The sequence below is a fragment of the Nostoc sp. genome (genome assembly GCF_036917465.1).
Lineage (GTDB): Bacteria > Cyanobacteriota > Cyanobacteriia > Cyanobacteriales > Nostocaceae > Nostoc.
On the sequence record NZ_JBALDL010000019.1, the window covers coordinates 1 to 17,605 of the forward strand.

The 17,605-nt window shown below is 42.3% G+C and carries 16 protein-coding genes and 1 pseudogene; 6 read left to right on the forward strand and 11 right to left on the reverse strand.

What is annotated here, in order from left to right:
* Positions 1 to 625: 625 nt before the first annotated feature.
* Together V7K38_RS03755 and V7K38_RS03760 are read right to left on the reverse strand one after the other, a co-directional pair.
* On the reverse strand, positions 626 to 1,378 hold the full coding sequence (locus tag V7K38_RS03755; protein ID WP_334855564.1) for a peptidylprolyl isomerase: 753 nt from the start codon (positions 1,376 to 1,378) through the stop codon (positions 626 to 628).
* 751 nt (positions 1,379 to 2,129) lie between these two features.
* Positions 2,130 to 2,504: a cytochrome c gene (locus V7K38_RS03760; RefSeq protein WP_334855566.1), complete on the reverse strand. Its 375-nt coding sequence runs from the start codon at positions 2,502 to 2,504 to the stop codon at positions 2,130 to 2,132.
* Between the two features lie 210 nt (positions 2,505 to 2,714).
* Here V7K38_RS03760 and petG point away from each other — a divergent pair, with 210 nt between their 5' ends.
* Positions 2,715 to 2,828: a cytochrome b6-f complex subunit V gene (petG, locus tag V7K38_RS03765; RefSeq protein ID WP_063721252.1), complete on the forward strand. Its 114-nt coding sequence runs from the start codon at positions 2,715 to 2,717 to the stop codon at positions 2,826 to 2,828.
* 68 nt (positions 2,829 to 2,896) lie between these two features.
* Here the strand turns inward: petG and rsmD are convergent, their stop codons facing one another.
* Positions 2,897 to 3,487, reverse strand: coding sequence for a 16S rRNA (guanine(966)-N(2))-methyltransferase RsmD (rsmD, locus tag V7K38_RS03770; protein WP_334855567.1), 591 nt, complete (start codon positions 3,485 to 3,487; stop codon positions 2,897 to 2,899).
* 90 nt (positions 3,488 to 3,577) lie between these two features.
* Positions 3,578 to 4,213 (reverse strand): imidazole glycerol phosphate synthase subunit HisH, encoded by a 636-nt coding sequence (gene hisH, locus V7K38_RS03775; RefSeq protein WP_334855568.1) that lies wholly within the window; start codon positions 4,211 to 4,213, stop codon positions 3,578 to 3,580.
* 600 nt (positions 4,214 to 4,813) lie between these two features.
* Here hisH and V7K38_RS03780 point away from each other — a divergent pair.
* From V7K38_RS03780 to V7K38_RS03795, 4 genes are all read left to right on the forward strand, one after another.
* On the forward strand, positions 4,814 to 6,184 hold the full coding sequence (locus V7K38_RS03780; RefSeq protein ID WP_334855570.1) for a DUF3370 domain-containing protein: 1,371 nt from the start codon (positions 4,814 to 4,816) through the stop codon (positions 6,182 to 6,184).
* A gap of 181 nt (positions 6,185 to 6,365) precedes the next feature.
* Positions 6,366 to 7,346 carry an alpha/beta fold hydrolase gene (locus V7K38_RS03785; protein WP_334855571.1) on the forward strand — a complete coding sequence of 327 codons (981 nt, stop codon included), beginning with the start codon at positions 6,366 to 6,368 and terminating at the stop codon, positions 7,344 to 7,346.
* 90 nt (positions 7,347 to 7,436) lie between these two features.
* Positions 7,437 to 8,645, forward strand: a complete 1,209-nt coding sequence (locus V7K38_RS03790) for a class I SAM-dependent methyltransferase (RefSeq protein ID WP_334855573.1) — start codon at positions 7,437 to 7,439, stop codon at positions 8,643 to 8,645.
* A gap of 432 nt (positions 8,646 to 9,077) precedes the next feature.
* A complete protein-coding gene (locus V7K38_RS03795; protein WP_334855574.1) occupies positions 9,078 to 9,944 on the forward strand; it encodes an NAD(P)-dependent oxidoreductase in 867 nt (288 codons plus the stop codon).
* Between the two features lie 129 nt (positions 9,945 to 10,073).
* Here V7K38_RS03795 and V7K38_RS03800 read toward each other — a convergent pair whose 3' ends face one another.
* Positions 10,074 to 12,158, reverse strand: a complete 2,085-nt coding sequence (locus V7K38_RS03800; RefSeq protein WP_334855577.1) for a chromosome segregation ATPase — start codon at positions 12,156 to 12,158, stop codon at positions 10,074 to 10,076.
* A 154-nt stretch (positions 12,159 to 12,312) separates the two neighbouring features.
* Entirely contained in the window at positions 12,313 to 13,218 is a 906-nt protein-coding gene (hslO, locus tag V7K38_RS03805) for an Hsp33 family molecular chaperone HslO (RefSeq protein ID WP_334855578.1), read from the reverse strand.
* Positions 13,219 to 13,358: 140 nt separating this feature from the next.
* Here hslO and V7K38_RS03810 point away from each other — a divergent pair, with 140 nt between their 5' ends.
* The gene (locus tag V7K38_RS03810; protein WP_334855579.1) at positions 13,359 to 13,745 is read left to right on the forward strand and encodes a hypothetical protein; all 387 of its coding nucleotides are present in this window, start codon (positions 13,359 to 13,361) and stop codon (positions 13,743 to 13,745) included.
* Positions 13,746 to 13,811: 66 nt separating this feature from the next.
* On the opposite strand, the gene V7K38_RS03815 is transcribed toward V7K38_RS03810, so the two are convergent.
* The 5 genes and pseudogenes from V7K38_RS03815 to hisD form a co-directional block, all read right to left on the reverse strand.
* Positions 13,812 to 14,426, reverse strand: coding sequence for a hypothetical protein (locus V7K38_RS03815; protein ID WP_334855580.1), 615 nt, complete (start codon positions 14,424 to 14,426; stop codon positions 13,812 to 13,814).
* Between the two features lie 108 nt (positions 14,427 to 14,534).
* Positions 14,535 to 14,995, reverse strand: a pseudogene (locus tag V7K38_RS29540) (Uma2 family endonuclease).
* Positions 14,941 to 15,105: a hypothetical protein gene (locus tag V7K38_RS03825; RefSeq protein WP_334855582.1), complete on the reverse strand. Its 165-nt coding sequence runs from the start codon at positions 15,103 to 15,105 to the stop codon at positions 14,941 to 14,943. The pseudogene V7K38_RS29540 and the gene V7K38_RS03825 overlap by 55 nt, the downstream one beginning before the upstream one ends.
* Positions 15,075 to 15,500, reverse strand: a complete 426-nt coding sequence (locus tag V7K38_RS03830; protein WP_334855584.1) for a universal stress protein — start codon at positions 15,498 to 15,500, stop codon at positions 15,075 to 15,077. Before V7K38_RS03830 ends, V7K38_RS03825 begins: the two co-directional genes overlap by 31 nt.
* 378 nt (positions 15,501 to 15,878) lie before the next feature.
* Positions 15,879 to 17,180 (reverse strand): histidinol dehydrogenase, encoded by a 1,302-nt coding sequence (gene hisD / locus V7K38_RS03835; protein ID WP_334855586.1) that lies wholly within the window; start codon positions 17,178 to 17,180, stop codon positions 15,879 to 15,881.
* Positions 17,181 to 17,605: the final 425 nt, after the last annotated feature.

Here is a 17,605-nt window from a genome sequence, read left to right on the forward strand (position 1 = left end):
ATCTCAGTTGCACTCGACTTGATAAATCCTCAACATTTAAGAAACTGGTTTGCTAGTTGCTGCTACTGTACCTCATAACAGCCGTAAATGCTGTATGATTGCCATCAGCAATTGAAGAAGGCAGCTATGCTGAGGGCAGAAGGCTTTTATGTTCTATTCAGAGGGGGATTCAAACCCCTCCTGAATAGGAGCCACCAAATTAAAAATTTGGTGGGGGTCTTAAACCCAAGTTCGGTACGGTCACGGCCTTCCGTGCTAGTTTCAGTTTTCCCTTCAGCATAGCTGCCTCCAGCGCTGGAGCCTTTCTTGGTAAACTTGCTATTTGGTGAATTATCTAAAATGACCTGAATGCATTAACCCTTCATACAAATGAGGGGTTTTGAAACCTAAACTTTCAGTTACCCTGAAACTGGATAAGCTGTTGCGTATTTAATTTGTATATTCGATTCGGGCAAGATGCCGGCACTACAAGAATTTTACGTTTTCGTATTATACAATTTAGCTGCACATCACCTTATTCAAGGCAAGTTTGCACTCAAGAATGATGATTATAGTCAAGTATGGGAGTTGATTCCCATACTTAGGTTAAAGCTTGATTGCCCTTTTCCTGTCCTTGTGTCCCCGCTTACCCTAATGGTGCAGACACGATCTGCTTTTGCTGTTCTTGTAGCCAGGCTTCAAAGAGTTCATTCAGCAGGCGCACTTTCATAAATTCATCGAGTTGTGCAGGAATAAATTTTTCCAGCCGCAAAATCACGAACCAGTCAGCAATACGGGTAGGGGGCAATATCTGACCTGGTTGACTGCTTGAGAGCATTTGCACCATTACTGGATGTAGTGCATTCAGTTCAATCGGGCCTACTAACCCACCCGTTTGAGCTTCTGGCCCGAGTGAGTATTCCCGCGCCAAGTCAGCAAAAGAGTTTTCTTTTGCCTGAATCCGAAAGTAAAGTTCTTGGGCTATTCCCACATCCTGGGTTCGCAGTAGAGAATAAATTACTTTGTCTAGTTTTGTCTTGGACTGAAAAAAGTAGGATTCTAGTTTATTACCCCAAGTGGCTTGCTTAAATTTTTCAATTTTCAGCTTCCGAGTGGTAATAATTTCTAGTTGTTCAGGAGTCAGCCCTTGACGTGCTATCCAAAGCTGGATATCTTCTTCATTTTTGAACTGTTTTTCAGCGTAAAACTGCTGTTTAGCTTGGGCTACTTCTTCAGGTGTACACTCTATTACTACCTTCTCAGAGTGTGAGTTTTGCTCTATCGCCTCATCGATGATCAATTCTCGCTGCAACTGTGGCAGCATTTGGTAACTTGCCAGCAAGGAAATCAATTCACTGGCTGTGATTGTACGATTACCGATTTGGATAGCTTCAGTCATTAGCTTTCGGGCATCTCAAGAATATCTAGTTTGTTAAAGAAGCTCAACCGTAGCCCATTCACTGGGAGCTTTTGTCTTAATCTTACCGAGATAAGTACAGTAATCTCACTTTTTTAATAATTACACACTTTAAAATATACAGTTTAAACCTCGTCTAGGTTGAAACCCTTAGTTTTTCGCACTCTATTATTGTCTGAGGGTTAAGTAGTGTTTCTCTACTTACTTGTGTTGGGTTCTTTTAATTACATATCTCATGCAGTGCCATTAAACGCTCACGGCTACCAGCACGATCTGCTTTTAATGCTTCTTATTTCAAGATTGCAACATTTTGGTTCCAGCGATCGCAGTTAATTTTGAGCATCCCTGTTTTGTTATTTGTCACCCCCACTTCTTCACAGTAATAATCTTCTGACAAAACTCCACTTCTCAAGATGGATGAGGTTTAAAAGAGTATTTGGGAAAAACCTTTCGACAAAGATAAAAATTGAGTAAGGGTAAGGGTGCAGAATATGGGATACAAATTTTTATAGCTTATTAAGATTTGTTACAAATTGTCAAAAATCAAAAAAGCCAATATTTTGACGTGTTGCCTTTTTCATCAGGAATTTACAGCAGAATTAAGGAGTCAGAATAAGCTATGTCCCGCTAACAGAAGTAAAACACGCTTTATTCCTGGCTTTGAAACTTAGCCTGGGTAAAATACCCAACTTGAAATCTGCTGTATATATCTAATACCGAAAAAATTTAACATCTACAACGACTCTAAATAGCTCAAAAGATCCGCCATTTCTTGGGTGCTAGGCTGAAATTCTGGCATTGGTGGCGTTTCCCCACTGATCACCTGATGAATCAATCCATATTGAGATTTATGCTTGGAAACAGCCTGTAAACTTGGCCCTACTCGTCCGTCTGCTTCTAAACCATGACAACCAGCACAGTTAATTTGAAAGATCGCGTGTCCTTGCACTGGGTTTCCTGTTAGAGATAAAACACTCTTGACATAAGGATCGGAGGCTTGAACCAACTGAACACCAAAAAACCCCAAAGGGACTGATAGCAGTATGGCCAGCGTCAATAAAACAATGCGCTGAATCAAAATTTCAGGTTTGGTAATCTGGTTATCCAAAAGGTTTGCGGTGAAAGTTTAGGTGTGCTAAAAAGTTTTCTTTTCCTACACATAGCTTAAAAGTTCTTGATTGTGTCTGCAAGCATAGGAGACTATTTTCTTGTGAGCAGTTGCCTTACAAAAAGTCTGTAGGGCGCAGGATTCATACTAAATTTGGTAAAATCAAAAACAGGCAACGAATATTTAATAATTACAAAAAGGAGATTTCCAGTGGTTGAACCCCTGCTATCAGGTATTGTCCTTGGTCTAGTTTTCGTCACCCTCGCCGGACTGTTTTACGCTGCCTATAAGCAATACAAGCGCCCCAACCAGTTGGGTGGGTGAGGGAGTGCTGAGTTAGGAGTTAGGAGTTAGGAGTGAAGAGTTAGGAGTGAAGAGTTAGGAGTGAAGAGTTAAGAGTTATATTGTTCCTCATCTCCTTTATTTGCCCCTGATTTCTCACTCCGAATTCTGTAGAAAGTAAGTGATGTGTTGCCGTAAACCTTCTCTCGGCCAATTTCCCAAGCGGGAATCTCTGGCGGTGTCCAACCTTGTGAGGCGTGTTCAACTGCGATTTCGCCACTAGGATCTAAAAGTTGATGGTGAGCGATCGCTTCTAATACTGGCTGATACAATCCACTGGCGTAAGGTGGATCGAAGTAAATTCTATCGAATTGCTTGCCTGATAAAGTCTTTAACTGCTGCGTAATATCTCCCCGCAATACCCGAAATTCTTGCTCGGCATTAGCTACCTGCTGCCAATTTTGTTGAATGGTGGCACAGGCTCGGCTGGATTGTTCAATACCGACTGCTAGGCTAGCTCCTCTACACAAAGCCTCTGCGCCCATTGAACCAGTACCGGCGCACAAATCTAGCCAGCGACAACCTGCAATTTCTCCCTGCCAAATATTAAAGACTGCCTCCCTTACCCGCGCACTGGTAGGTCTAGTTTCTTTCCCTGGTAAAGTTTTTAGCTGGCGATTCCCGTAAATTCTCAGGCTCATTGGTTATTAGTCATTAGTCATTGGTCATTAGTCATTAGTCATTGGTCATTAGTTTTAGACAAAGGACAAAGAACAAATGACAAAAAGAGTTTAGGCAGGAATTTTTTCGCGGACTTGAGCAACAAAATTAGATAGGATTTGCAATCCGATATTAGAGGATTTTTCGGGGTGAAATTGAACTGCCATCAGATTTTCGTGAGCGATCGCAGCTGTGACGGTTTGAGTACCGTGAGTGATGGTTGCTGCACGGATTAGCGGGTCTATTGGGTCAACATAGTAAGAATGGACAAAATATACCCAAGGATCGGACGGTAAATGCTCCCATAAAATACTTTTTGCCTGAGTCATTTCCAGCTGATTCCAACCCGTATGAGGAATAGTGATGTCAGGTTCTGGACGAAAGCGCCGTACTTTTCCTTTGATAATTCCTAGTCCTGGTTGAGTACCTTCTGCACTTGATTCAAAGAGAATTTGCAATCCTAAACAAATTCCTAAGAAAGGTTTACCGGATGCGATCGCTTCTTTAATGGGTTGTTCCAAACCACGCGATCGCAGGTGTTGCACTGCTGGATCAAATGCTCCCACTCCCGGCAAAACTATTGCATCTGCCTGCTCTAATTCCTTTGGAGAATAAGTAACATTAGGAGTTGCCCCAGCTTTTTCTAAGCCTTTACAGACTGAGTGCAAATTTCCCATCTCATAGTCTACGACCGCAATTACTGGCATTCACCTGCTCCTTGTAAATTTATTATTGGAGGGTTTTTCTATGTTTTTCTATTCTAAATAATATTTGATATTAAGAAAAGAATTCTATTAACTTATTTTGACATTTGCCTAAAAGATCAACAGTCGAATTTTTCTGATGATTTATTACTTGAAGTTACCAAACTCGATCTGATACCAGATGAATTAAGTTTTTTACGCCAGTTACCCGTAGATATGGAACTTGCCAATACTTAGGTAATGGAAAAAATCAATGCAATTAAACCTGAATACATCATCTGTTGTGTGCAGGCTGGAATCCTTACACACTTAATTGTGTAAGCATTTCCTAGCTGTAGAAAAATTAAAAGTTGATATAGAAAAATTAGTGTGGAAAGAAGTGGCAATTCAGATTAGCCACGACTGCGGTAAATTTATCTTTACTATTCATTCTTGGACTACTTAGACCAAAATCAACTCACGATCCGTTGTCTGTTTATCCACATTTCGGTTCTAAACCAAGAAAATTTGATGGGGATTCTGGCGATTTCGTATTAATTATTAACAAACTGGCACTTTCATCAAGTTGTTAATGTCTGTATGGTGAAAGAAATATCTAAGTATATGTTGCCATTGTTACTAATTTTCCCAATCGCTCAATCAACTCCAGCGACACTACCACCTGAAGAAGTCTTACAACCACAAGAAGTACGTCCTTTACCAGGTAAATTGGATACAGTACCAACCTTTAACAGCAATAGTCCAGAATTGGTGTTGAAGGAAGGAATTTTACTCTCCACTTTTCCACCAGAAGGCAAAAAAGTCCCGACAGCGCATTTGAATTTTCCCTTTCGAGGACGATTTGATATTTTTGCCCATCATGTTGCTAGGGCTGAACCTCCAGAAAATTTGCTATCGCTCTATTTAGGGATAATTTTGCACAACCCTGGTTCGGAAACAGTGAAAGTGAATATTTGGCAGGCGGCGAGTTATTTGAGTCAACCGGATGCACCATTTATTCAGTTACCATCCTTTAGCCAAAATCCTTTAGGAACAATTTTTGCAGGCCCAGGCGATCGCGTCATGTCTGATGTGTTGAGGGGACTACGACAAGAGATTTTCCCTGGCCAAATTGAGATTCCGGCAAAGCAAAGTCGGATGTTACTAAATTTACCAATTCCTGTACAGGGATTGACACCACCTCTAAATGGGCGGTCTACATTCATCAGATTGCAAAGTAATGGCACTGTTTATGCAGCTAGCCTAGCCATGTTTGCACGGGTAAATCCTGATGGCAGTGAGCGATCGCCTACTTTAGAAGAATGGCAGAATTTACTCAATAATGGTGATTTAGCTGGGCCACGAGATAAAGCGCCCACTCCCCTAGAGGAAACTGGCAAGCCGATAATTTATGGGCGGGTGGCTGGAGTGGCTGGTGGTTCACGATGGAGAGCCTTATTAGTAGATAATCCTAAAGCTAGGTATCTAACTATTCCCCAGCCTGGTCAAGTGTTTTCTTATGCTCTGAGTACCCTGCATGGCGGTACATTAGGAACTGGTCAAATTCAAAGTGCTACTATGCTGGTGCGCTATCCTGACAGCGCATATCGCGCTCATGGCAACTATGGAATTCAATATAATCTGAAGTTGCCGCTATACAACAATACTCAAACTTCTCAAACTGTGAGTGTATCCATACAAACCCCGCTCAAGAAGAATCAGTTAGTCAAACCAGGGTTACGCTTTTTGAGTACACCAGCCCGTGAAGTATTTTTCCGAGGAACAGTTCGGGTACGATACAAAAATGACCAAGGTCAGCCACAAACTCAATTTGTACATTTAGTGCAAAAGAGAGGTCAACCAGGAGAACCGTTAGTTTCATTAAAGATGAAAGCTGGCGATCGCTCTTTAGTAGAAGTAGACTTTCTCTATCCACCAGATGCTACACCACCGCAAGTATTAACAGTGTCAACTCAGGCTGAAACCCGGTATTAAAGAATTCGTAATTCGTAATGACGCTAGCAGACTCGCTACCGCTACGCTAACGTAATTATGTTTTGTTATGGGGATTTAAATGTTGATAGAAAACAAGTGGTTTATAGAACTGGTGGTATCAACGCCTCTTGAATTACGAATTACGTTAGCGAAACCGCGCAGCAATTACTAATTATGATTAATGATGGATAATAGAGCTTCGATACTAGTTTTTACAACAATTTATCAAGCGATCGCGTGCTGGCTTGAAGATCAAAAGCCGCCCCCTGGTCAAATGTTTGATTTGGGTGGATATCGTCTACACCTCTACATTGGAGGAGAAGCTAGTCCAACAATTGTTCTAGACCACAGCTTAGGAGGAATTGAGGGCTATCTTTTAGTTGAAGAATTGACGAAGTTAGGACGAGTATGTATCTATGACCGAGCGGGTTACGGATGGAGCGATCGCAGCCCATATCCCAGAACCAGCAATCAAATTGTGACAGAATTAGATACACTGCTTACAAAAGCCGGAATTAAACCACCCTACATTTTGATAGGAGATTCTTTTGGTAGCTACAATGTCCGACTTTATGCCCATCGATTTCCTGAGAAGGTGATTGGAATGGTACTCACAGACGGACTACATGAGAGTGAAATGCTCAAAATGTCTTTTCAGTTGCAAGCATTGAAACTATTTTTTATATCCGGTTTTTTCATGTCTATTCTAGGATCGATACTTGGCATTATTCGATTAATGAGGATATGCAAAGTATTTGAACTCCTGAAGCCAGAATTAAGTAAATTTCCTAATCACTCACTTAATTACATAAAACGTTCCTTTTGCCGTCCTAAACACTGGATTACGATGAGCCGAGAAATGTTAAATCTAAGTAAGAGTGGACGTGAGGTTATCATAGCTAACCAATTTGGTGATATGCCTATAGTTAATATCAAAGCAAATTCTTTTTTCAAACCTTCTTTCTGGACTCTTTTTATTCCTCTACGAGGTGCTAACCAATTGCGGCAGCAGATGCATGTAGAATTGCTGAAGTTATCAACAAACTGTACTCAACTTCAAGCAAGTGAGAGCGGTCATTTTATCTGGGTAGATCAACCTGATGTTATTATAAATGCTGTAAAAATTGTTCTAGATAAAGTTGATCTTTCTCGTCCGGGTTAACGGGCATAGATGCTGAACAGGGAAACTATGAATTTTGTTTTGCATTATTCATAATTCAATTATTTTCTTTTCTCCCCAATCTCAAATTTTATGGATTCAAATCCAGCATTGTGTGCAGCGATCGCAAATCATATTACCACCAGTCCCCAGCAACGAATTACTTTCGCCCAATTCATGGATCTGGCATTATATCATCCTGAATACGGCTACTATTCCAGGGATGCACTCAAAATTGGCTTTAAAGGTGGCGATTTTTTCACCTCTCCCAACCTCTGTACTGACTTTGGCGAGTTACTAGCAGAACAATTTTTCCAAATGTGGGAAATTTTAGGAAAACCTATACCCTTTTCTCTGGTAGAAATGGGAGCAGGTCAAGGGCTGCTAGCATTGCATATCCTTAAATATCATCAACAGCACTATCCAGATTTTTTTACCGCCCTGGAGTACATCATTGTTGAAAAGTCCCCAACTTTAAGACAAGAACAGCAACAACGCTTACAAGATTTACCCGTCCGTTGGTGCAATCTAGAGGATATACCACCAAATGCGATCGCAGGCTGCTTTTTTTCTAACGAGTTAGTAGATGCGTTCCCCGTCCATCAATTCACCCTAGAAACAGGCGAACTCCGAGAAATTTATGTGACAACAGATAATAATCAAAAAGAAACCAATGCCCCATGCCCCATGCCAGATGCCCAATGCCCATCATTTGTAGAAGTCACAGGAGAACCTTCAACCCCCCAACTGGCAGAATATTTAGACTTAGTGGAAATGGATTTTAGTCAAACTGCATATCCAGATAGCTACCGTAGTGAAATTAATTTAGCGGCTGGTGACTGGTTGAGTATAGTAGCAGACCGCTTGCAGCGCGGCTATGTGTTAACAATTGATTATGGCTACCCCGCCAGCCGTTACTATAATCCCAGGCGATCGCAAGGAACGCTACAGTGTTATTATCATCATCGTTTCCATGACAACCCTTATATCAATATTGGGCGACAAGATATCACTGCCCATGTTGACTTTACGGCTTTGGAACGCTGGGGCGAGAAGTGCAATTTAAAGAATATTGGTTTTATCCAGCAAGGATTATTTTTGATGGCGCTTGGCTTAGGCGAACGGATTGCAGCCCTTTCTTATCAAAAGCAACCCCTCTCGGAGTTACTACAACGACGCGACGCATTACAACAACTCATAGATCCCACAGGACTAGGCGGCTTTGGAGTTTTAGTTCAGAGCAAAGGTCTGAACGATAGAGAAATTTCTCAACCCCTAAAAGGATTGACCTTGCCAGAGTAAAAGTAATTTGAAAAGTTAAAACTCTATTTAAGAATGCAGTATCAGTCTTATTTCGACTAGCATAACAGTAATTACTGTAAAGTTAAACACACTACCAAAGTAAGAATTATGTCCACTCATGACCTGTTAATGCTAGCAACACTACTTACCCCTGGTATTTTACTGTCAGTGATAATTATGGTGACATTTGCGGCTGGTGGCTAATCAGCAGATATAGAGTTATCAGTGTTCATAAATAACTGATAACTGATAACTGATAAGCTAAAAAACATCTAATTTGCATAATCTAATTAAACATAACTCTTGTGGGGTGGGCCGAAAAGCCCGCCCACGTTATGCAATTTTAATGTAGAACAGCTTATTAAAATCAAACAATGAAAACGCGATGTCTACAACAGGCTACGCCTACGCTGTATTAAAGGAACGTGAAAAATGAAGGTGGCATTTCTGGGAACTGGACTGATGGGACTACCAATGGCTCAAAGGTTATTAGCCGCAGATATACAGCTAGTTGCCTACAATCGCACCCCAGAAAAATTAGCACCATTACAAGCAGCTGGGGCTGAAATTGTTACACATCCCCGTCATGCCATTCGTGCTGCTGAGTGCATAATCCTCATGCTTACTAATGCCCCGGCCATTTATAATGTGTTGCTTTCAGATACTGCTTGGCAAACCCTAGAAGGGCGCACGATTATCCAAATGGGAACAATTACTCCCACAGAAAGCCAGGAAATTAGAGATGCAATTGTTGGTGGTGGTGGTGAGTATTTAGAAGCACCTGTATTAGGGAGTATCCCGGAAGCAAAAGCTGGCAAGTTGAATGTTATGGTAGGGGCGGAGCCAGAACAATTTCAACGGCACTTAAAGCTACTCCAAAATTTTGGGACAGAACCTTTACTAATAGGCCCAGTGGGATCTGCGGCGGCGCTTAAATTGGCATTAAATCAACTAATAGCTTCCCTGACAACTAGCTTTGCTCTGAGTCTGGCTTTTGTCCAGCGTCAGGGTGTCGATGTAGATGTGTTTATGCAAATCTTGCGCGACAGTCCACTCTACGCAGCTACCTTTGACAAAAAGCTACAAAGGATGTTGGATGGTAATTATGCCGATCCAAATTTCCCGACAAAACACTTGCTCAAAGATACAGAATTGTTTATCTCTGAAGCGAAATCTCGAAGTTTGGATCTCAGCAGTATTAAAGGTGTGCGGCAAATCTTGCAAACAGCCATGAAAATGTCATTTGCTGATGATGATTACTCATCGCTATTTTCTGTAATTAAAGAATGGGGTGAATAAATTTTCGTAGGGTTGCACAGCTAGCTGTGCAACCCTACTTAAAAAGGGAAAGTTTCTCCTTACACCCTAATATCCCTGATATACCTTTTGAAATAGTGAATTAAAAGGTTTTAATCTTTAATAACGATATTACTGCCCATCAGTAGTAGTTGATTGAGGAAATGGTAGAGATTCAGTCTGGGGCTGTTTCTGGGGCTGAGGCTGAGGTGCTGGTTGAGGATTGAGAAATTCTTGCCAAGCCTTAATTTGCTCTTGTGCCGCGCTGTAAGCAGCACTACTGCGTGGAATCGATTTTGCAATATCAATTCCTCTAGCAATATCAGACTGACCTTGAGAGCGTGCTATTTCTAACAATTGCTGACTCCACTGGTCAATAGCCTGATTCGCATCCATACGCAAGATGCTATTGTTTGAAACCCGATTTGCCAGTCGTATTGCTTCAACCAAAGCTTCTGGTGTGCCAGAAGCACCCACTTCCTGGGCTTTTTTCCAGTTTTCTCTGGTGCGGATTTGCCCTTCCCAATCATTTATCGCAGCTTGTGCTTCCCCAGAAAGCGCCCTTCCCGATGAGGCAATTTGTTGGGCTGCACTAATGGCGGCGGTGAGATTTCCACTCTGAGCCAGTTCTTGTGCTTGATCCAAGTAGGGTTGATCTTGAACTCGCTGAATCTTTCCTACCCAAGTCCGAATTCTTTTCCGTGCCTCTGGATATAATGCACGACCTCTACGAATTTCGCTAGCCTGAGCGATCGCAGCTTGCAAAGAATTGATATCATCGAATATTGCAATCTGATCGGCCTGATCTAAGTAAGGTTGGTCTTCAATCGTCTCCACTTGGGTCTGCCAGCGACCAATTTCTTGCCTAGCTTCTGTGGCGCGGGGGTTACTAGCAGGGATAAGCTGCACCTGGGCGATCGCAGCTGTTAAATTCGGGACTGTTCCCTGGCTTGCCAATATTCTCGCTTTTTCTAGATTGGCAACATCTTCAATTTCCAACTGCCAACGAGCAATCAGTTGCTGGGCTTCGTTATACACTGGTCTAGAAGGATCGATTTGTTGCGCTTGAGCGATCGCAGCCTGTAAACCAGAAACGTTACCTATCCATGCACTTCTTTTCGCATCAGCAATGGCGATAAAGTCATCTGTTTCGCCCTGTAGTTTCGTACTCTCTGGAATTTGTCTAGCAATATTCAGGGCTTCATCGGCATCCTGCTTATCTAGTTTTGCCTGTGCCAATTCCAGCATTTTGCGTCCAAATACGGGAATCGCTTCCTGAGCTTTTTGATAAAGGTAACTTTCTTGCCCAATAGACTCGGCTAACTTGATGGCTTCTAATAAATTATCTACTACTTTGCTAGAGGCTAAATTTTCAGCTTTTCCTAATTTATCACCATCTTCTCGCGCTGTGGCAATTATCCGATTCAATTGGTCGTATTTAGTACCCGCCCAATATTGATTGTCTACGCGCAGTATTTTGGCGGATAACATGAATGCCGATTGCCAGTGCTGCTCCTTTATTTCTGCGATCGCACCGTTGTATGTGGCTTCTGCCTTTGACCAGATTGTTTGCCATTTGTCAACTTGTTCATCGACTAATTTATAAGCTGCCACATCTTCGGGTATCTTTCGAGCAGTAGCGATCGCTTCCTCTAAATTCCCTGTTTGGAAACTTTGATCGGCTAGCTTCAAAATATCCCGCGACCATTCTTCAATAAAACGATCGATTTCTCCATGCAACGGGTGATTTGATGGTAGTTGCTTCACCAGAGCGATCGCTTGCAATAAATCGTTCACTGTTTCCTTAGAAGCCGCTAACTGAGCGCAGTGTAACCGCACAGAAGCACTAGCTAGCGGCCAGAAAATCGAGGGGCAATTAGGGGCAGATGGCAACTTTAGCAGCATTGCCATTGCCAATAATCCTACACTGCCAGGAATCAACATTAGTAGTACCAGCCATAATGTCCAGCTTTTCATCCAGCGTGGCCACTTCCCAGTTCTACTGTGCTGGGCAGTTTCTTTTGAATTACTATTTATAGGTAATCCTTCTCTATGGTTTTTTTTTCGCCGCTTCACTGACTCGGAGTTAGAACCAGTAACTGGGACATCAAATGGCTGAGTTTCACCGAATTGTTCTGTTCGGGATAATCTTTTGTTTTGATCTGGCTCTCTATCACCGGCTGAAGACCAACTGTCTGGAATATCCCGCTCTGTCATCTCTCACACCAAAATAATTGAATAGCGCTCTGTTTTAGGCTGATAATTCCATTGTTGACATAGTAACTTTCTCATGATTAAAAAGCTACTTTTTTGATTATCTCTCTCCACAGAGTACCATTAACAATCTAAAAAATCAGTGCTAGTTTATACTTTATCCTGAAACAGTAGATTCAGCTTGCAAATCGGCAATTAGTTGAGCTAACTGATCGCTACTTGCCTGATAAACATTGCCGCAGAAGTCGCAAGTTGCTTCAGCACCATCATCTTTAACAATCATATCTTGCAGTTCGGCTTCTCCCAAAATCTTCAGTGCCCCTAAAACGCGATCGAAAGAACAACCACAGTTGAAGCGCACCATTTGCCGTTCGGGAAAGATTTCCAGTCCCATATCTCCCAACAGGTCGGTAAAAATTTCAGTTAAATTCTTCCCGGCTTGCAATAATGGCGTAAATCCTGCCAGACCAGCAACCCGTGATTCCAACGTTTCTACTAGGGCTTCATCTCTGGCAGCTTTTGGTAACACTTGTATTAGTAATCCTCCAGCCGCAGTTACTCCCTCTGCTCCCACAAACACACCTAAAACTAAAGCTGAAGGTGTTTGTTCGGAACTTACTAGATAATGAGCCACATCATCACCAATTTCGCCAGAAACTAGTTCTACAGTACTAGAGTAAGGATAACCATAACCGATATCTCGCACAACGTATAAGTAGCCACCACCAACTGCACCACCAACATCTAGCTTACCTTTGGCATTAGGAGGCAATTCCACAGATGGATTCCCTACATACCCGCGTACCGTACCATCTAACCCAGCATCTACCAATATGCCACCCAAAGGCCCATCACCTTTTACCCGGACATTGACCCTTGATCCACTTCGCTTCATACTAGAAGCCATTAATAGTCCCGCCGCCATAGTCCGACCCAGCGCTGCCGTTGCTACATAAGAAAGCTTGTGTCGCCCCCGTGCTTCTTCTGTTAAACGTGTGGTTATCACACCTACGGCACGAATTCCACCTTCGGCTGCTGTTGCACGAATTAACTGATCCGCCATGAATAACCTTACATTTCTTAACAAGTTCACTTTTTCTATTCTAAGTTCTCTGCTGCTAGAAAAGTGACACCGTAATAATCACTGATTCTATTTGCAATATTAGAAATAGTAATGTCTCACCTTTAGGCAATCTTAGAAAAATGCTAGGTAATTTTCAACAAAGTCAACTACGGATCGAAATTGAAGCGCCAATAGATGCAATTCGTGACAGTCTGCTGCATCCAGAACAACTACAAAAATGGCTCTTAGGACAACGCTTTGCGCCAGGAATGCCAGAAGAACTACTTCCAGGATTTCAGTTTACAACCTGGACTGGGCCAGTCTCGATTCATCATCAAGTAGAGGTTGTAAAATCTAACTGTCTCCGCTTGCTACTCAGTGGAGGTATTGACGGGTTTCACGAGTGGTACTGGGGAGAAGGTTGGGTGCAATCGCGCTTGGAAGGAGTTTCACTTTTGCCGTTGAATTTGGGTCAAACCTTGAGTTTGTTGAGCTTACGTCAGTTTCTGGCAACTCAAGGACGTTGAATTGACTGGAGGTGAAGGGAATGAGAATTGGGGCATTGGTTATTCTTTGCGTCTCCAATCCCCAGTTCAAGAACCAGAAATAATACCTACAATGATTTTTACCAATACAGATAAGTCTTCTGGAACTTGATAGCGTTTCTGGTCTTGAGTCACCTGACGATTTAGACGATGAAAAATCCCAAAACGCCAGTCTTCACCATTCGTAACTGCTCCATATAGAAGTTCAGATGTAGATTTAGTCCATTGGTCAAGTGCTATTAATTCAACAGCGAGTTGAGTAAATCCTCGAACTAAATCTGATTGTTTAGCTTCAATCACTAATAAATTTTGAGGCGCTGCAATATAATAGTCGAGAGTCCCTTTCAGATAATCATTGACAGCAATAGAATATTCTATATTCAGTCTCTGATTAGTTAAATTGCAAACTTCAAACAAAATTGGACTAATTAAAGCTTCCCGCCTCGTAGTTTCATTAACTAAATCAACATGAGAAAAATTACGACGAAGTTGCTGCTGTAAAAATTGGATGTCTAAAATTTTTGATGATTCAGGTAATGTGAGATATTTCCTTTCAATAGTGCAATTTAATTCGGCTAAAATATCATCAATTGTGAAAGGTAATTCAAAATATCGGCTAAAACTATAAGATACACCAACTTGAAGAATACGGCGGGAACTCATAAAAACCTCAGCCAAATTTATCCTCCTATTTTATACAAACTTGGTCAAATCAAATTTTAGACTCCAGACGAGCAATTGAATTAGAGTTTTGAAATCCTTAAATTACTTTTAATCGTCAGCCGTTAAGACTTGCTCAACTGTTAATTCTAACTCTGGAAAGGTTTTAGATTTAATCTGTTCAGAACCAACAAATTCTACTGGTTCGTATAATTATTCTATCAATGTTAAGACAGTGACTTTGCTCGTTAATAGATCGACAATCTAATATTCTGGAATATTTAAAACGTTATACTAAACTCGCTTGGCTCGATAGTCTACAGTTAGTTTTTGTGGATTCGCTGACGACTTCTACCACTAACAAAGGAGGTGATTCGTTGAGTTCAATAACTGCTTCTCGGTTTCTCAACTCCCCCCACTCAGACAATGGAATCACAACTACATCTGGTAATTCTTGATGTATCCCATTTGCCATCTGTTACCGCCCCCTGTTGTCCACTTCCCAGACTCATGGGTATTAGTTTTCCATTAACCAATTCATAGCAGGTATCAGTGCCATCATCATAAGCCAGATACTCTTCAAAGGTAAGTCATTTAGTAACTGCTGGGTTGTAATCATGGCACGATCGCCTGATTTGCCTTTATCTGATTCTAATTCGGCTTTACCACCAACACCGAACAATTAGCCTCTTCCACAACTTGACTACTAACAGAACGCTGGACGATTCGCTTCATCCCAATCAACCCTCTACTGCCAATTACGATCAAGTCAGCGTTGTAAATATTGGCAAGGCGAATAATCTCTTCGGCAGGATCGCCAGTTACCAGTTCTAACTCACTTGTGACTGATAATTTTTCCTGATAGGATTGCAACTGTTTTTCAAGCTGAAAATAAGAAAATGTTGGGGACTCTGCTTGAGGACGATCGGCAGGTAGTTCCATTTCTGACTCTGGCGTGGGAAATACATGACAGAGAATAACATTGGCATCTTTTGACAATGCCAAATTATCTAAACTCTGAATTACTCGTTCTCCAATTTCCGAACCATCCAGAGCTACCAAAATATTTTTTAGCACCGCTCTCGTCTCCTAATAAAAGTAGACTCCTTACATTAGTATCTAGCAAAACTTGTTGGCAGCGACACTAAATTATTTTTCCATCTGCCTATTTAGTGTATACACTTCAAGGCTATGCCATAAATCGGTTTCACCCAACTTTGACGCTAATGCTTTGCCGGAAGATATTTTCGCCAATTCTTTGAGACACTAACCCGTGTCTGAAACTGTTCACTAGCTAACTACAAACACAACTTCTTCTTTAAGAACTCAGCACAATAGGCGGGCAATGTCTAGTAGATGCCCGCCAAAAGGCTTAAAACAGGGTAGCAAACAGTTTATTTGCTATCTACGGAATCACTTTTGTCAACAGTCTTTAAAAAAATTAACCATTCCAAATCACTCTTCTTGCTGAACTCGGCGGCGAACTGAATCAGCATGAGAAGGTAAGCCTTCTGCTGTTGCTAGGACATCAATGGCACCAGCCACATTTTGCAGCGCTGTTTGGGAGTATTGAACAATACTGGAGTGTTTCAGGAAGGTTTCAACCCCTAACGCCGAGGCATAGCGGGCAGCGCCAGAAGTTGGCAAGGTGTGATTAGGCCCTGCCAAATAGTCTCCCACAGCTTCTGGTGTTGAGTAACCCAAAAAGATTGCCCCAGCGTGGCGAATCTGTGGTAAGAGTGCCCAAGGGTCTTTGATTTCTAATTCCAGGTGTTCGGGTGCAAATTCATTTGAGAGTTCTGCTGCTGCTTCGAGGGATTCCACAAGGACAATCAACCCATAATGAGCGATCGCTTTTTCTGTGTCTATTCGCCGTGGATGATCCACTAACTGCCTTTCCAAGGCTAATTGTACGTTTTTCGCCAAAGCCGCATCTGTCGTCAGCAAGATTGCTGCCGCCATTGGATCGTGTTCGGCTTGGGCTAGCAAGTCAGCAGCTACATGCACCGGATTTGCAGTTTCATCGGCAATCACCAGCACTTCGCTAGGGCCTGCCAAAGAATCAATCCCAACGGTGCCATAAACAAGTTTTTTCGCTAGGGTGACATAAATGTTACCAGGCCCAGTAATGACATTCACTTTCGGAATCGTTTCTGTGCCATAGGCTAAAGCGGCGATCGCTTGTGCGCCCCCAATCCGATAAATTTCTTGTACTCCTGCTTCTTGGGCAGCTACCAAAACTGCCGGGTTAATTGCACCCCCTGGGCCTGGTGGTGTCACCATCACTATATGGGGTACAGCAGCAACACGAGCCGGAATTGCATTCATCAGCACTGTACTGGGATAGGCTGCACGGCCACCAGGCACATACAACCCCGCTCGATCTACGGGAGTGTAGCGTTTGCCCAGCACTACTTCATCGTCGCCAAAGTGTACCCAGCTTTTTGGGACTCGCTGACGATGAAACGCTTCAATTTGGCGGCGAGCTAGCCGAATTGCGCCCAACAACTCCTTTGACACCTGCTGATAGGCTGCATCTAGTTCCGAGCCTGTAACTCGAAGTTCTTCTGCTTTCAGGGTTTGTTTGTCAAATTCGGCTGTGTAATGCAATAGAGCTTTGTCGCCTTGGCGCTTCACTGCTTGCAATACTTCGCGTACCGTTGCTTCTTTGTGAAGCACTTGTTCGTCATGGGTGCGATCGCAGATCCGTTGCAGTTCTGCTCTAACGTCTGCCTGCTGAGTAATGATTCGCAGCATGGAGTAAGGACAATGCCAAAATTATAATATTCACACCTGAGATTTAGTATTGCTCTTAACCCACTGGGGTGTGCAAGCTGACTCTAATTCTCTTCTCTAGCTTAACCTGGATTTTTTTGATACTCTCAAGGTTGCCAACAGATGGTTTACTTGAGAAGGCAACTTTATTGCTTAGTCCGACAAACCTTTATAGGCTGGCGGCAGGAAGTGGGTGTGCCATTTCCCATGACCCTTATGCCCTTCCTCTCACTCCTTACAGAGTGCAGGTGGTGTGTTTACACATCCAGTCCCCCAGATTTACAGGGGGCAAGGTCTGAGTATAATTTTTAATTTTACTAACTTTCTAGTAGTTAGTATCTGTACAGACACGATATAACACCGCTTCTATACTTTTAAACCCTGAAATTTAGCTGTTTACAGTTCTT

What these genes read in the sequence shown, in the direction of transcription:
- V7K38_RS03815 (WP_334855580.1), bottom strand. Translation starts at nt 14,426, where the DNA reads ATGAGTTCCCGCCGTATTCTTCAAGTTGGTGTATCTTATAGTTTTAGC.
- V7K38_RS03785 (WP_334855571.1), top strand. Translation starts at nt 6,366, where the DNA reads ATGATGGATAATAGAGCTTCGATACTAGTTTTTACAACAATTTATCAA.
- rsmD (WP_334855567.1), bottom strand. Translation starts at nt 3,487, where the DNA reads ATGAGCCTGAGAATTTACGGGAATCGCCAGCTAAAAACTTTACCAGGG.
- V7K38_RS03795 (WP_334855574.1), top strand. Translation starts at nt 9,078, where the DNA reads ATGAAGGTGGCATTTCTGGGAACTGGACTGATGGGACTACCAATGGCT.
- V7K38_RS03800 (WP_334855577.1), bottom strand. Translation starts at nt 12,158, where the DNA reads ATGACAGAGCGGGATATTCCAGACAGTTGGTCTTCAGCCGGTGATAGA.
- V7K38_RS03780 (WP_334855570.1), top strand. Translation starts at nt 4,814, where the DNA reads ATGTTGCCATTGTTACTAATTTTCCCAATCGCTCAATCAACTCCAGCG.
- hslO (WP_334855578.1), bottom strand. Translation starts at nt 13,218, where the DNA reads ATGGCGGATCAGTTAATTCGTGCAACAGCAGCCGAAGGTGGAATTCGT.
- V7K38_RS03755 (WP_334855564.1), bottom strand. Translation starts at nt 1,378, where the DNA reads ATGACTGAAGCTATCCAAATCGGTAATCGTACAATCACAGCCAGTGAA.
- hisH (WP_334855568.1), bottom strand. Translation starts at nt 4,213, where the DNA reads ATGCCAGTAATTGCGGTCGTAGACTATGAGATGGGAAATTTGCACTCA.
- hisD (WP_334855586.1), bottom strand. Translation starts at nt 17,180, where the DNA reads ATGCTGCGAATCATTACTCAGCAGGCAGACGTTAGAGCAGAACTGCAA.
- V7K38_RS03790 (WP_334855573.1), top strand. Translation starts at nt 7,437, where the DNA reads ATGGATTCAAATCCAGCATTGTGTGCAGCGATCGCAAATCATATTACC.
- V7K38_RS03810 (WP_334855579.1), top strand. Translation starts at nt 13,359, where the DNA reads ATGCTAGGTAATTTTCAACAAAGTCAACTACGGATCGAAATTGAAGCG.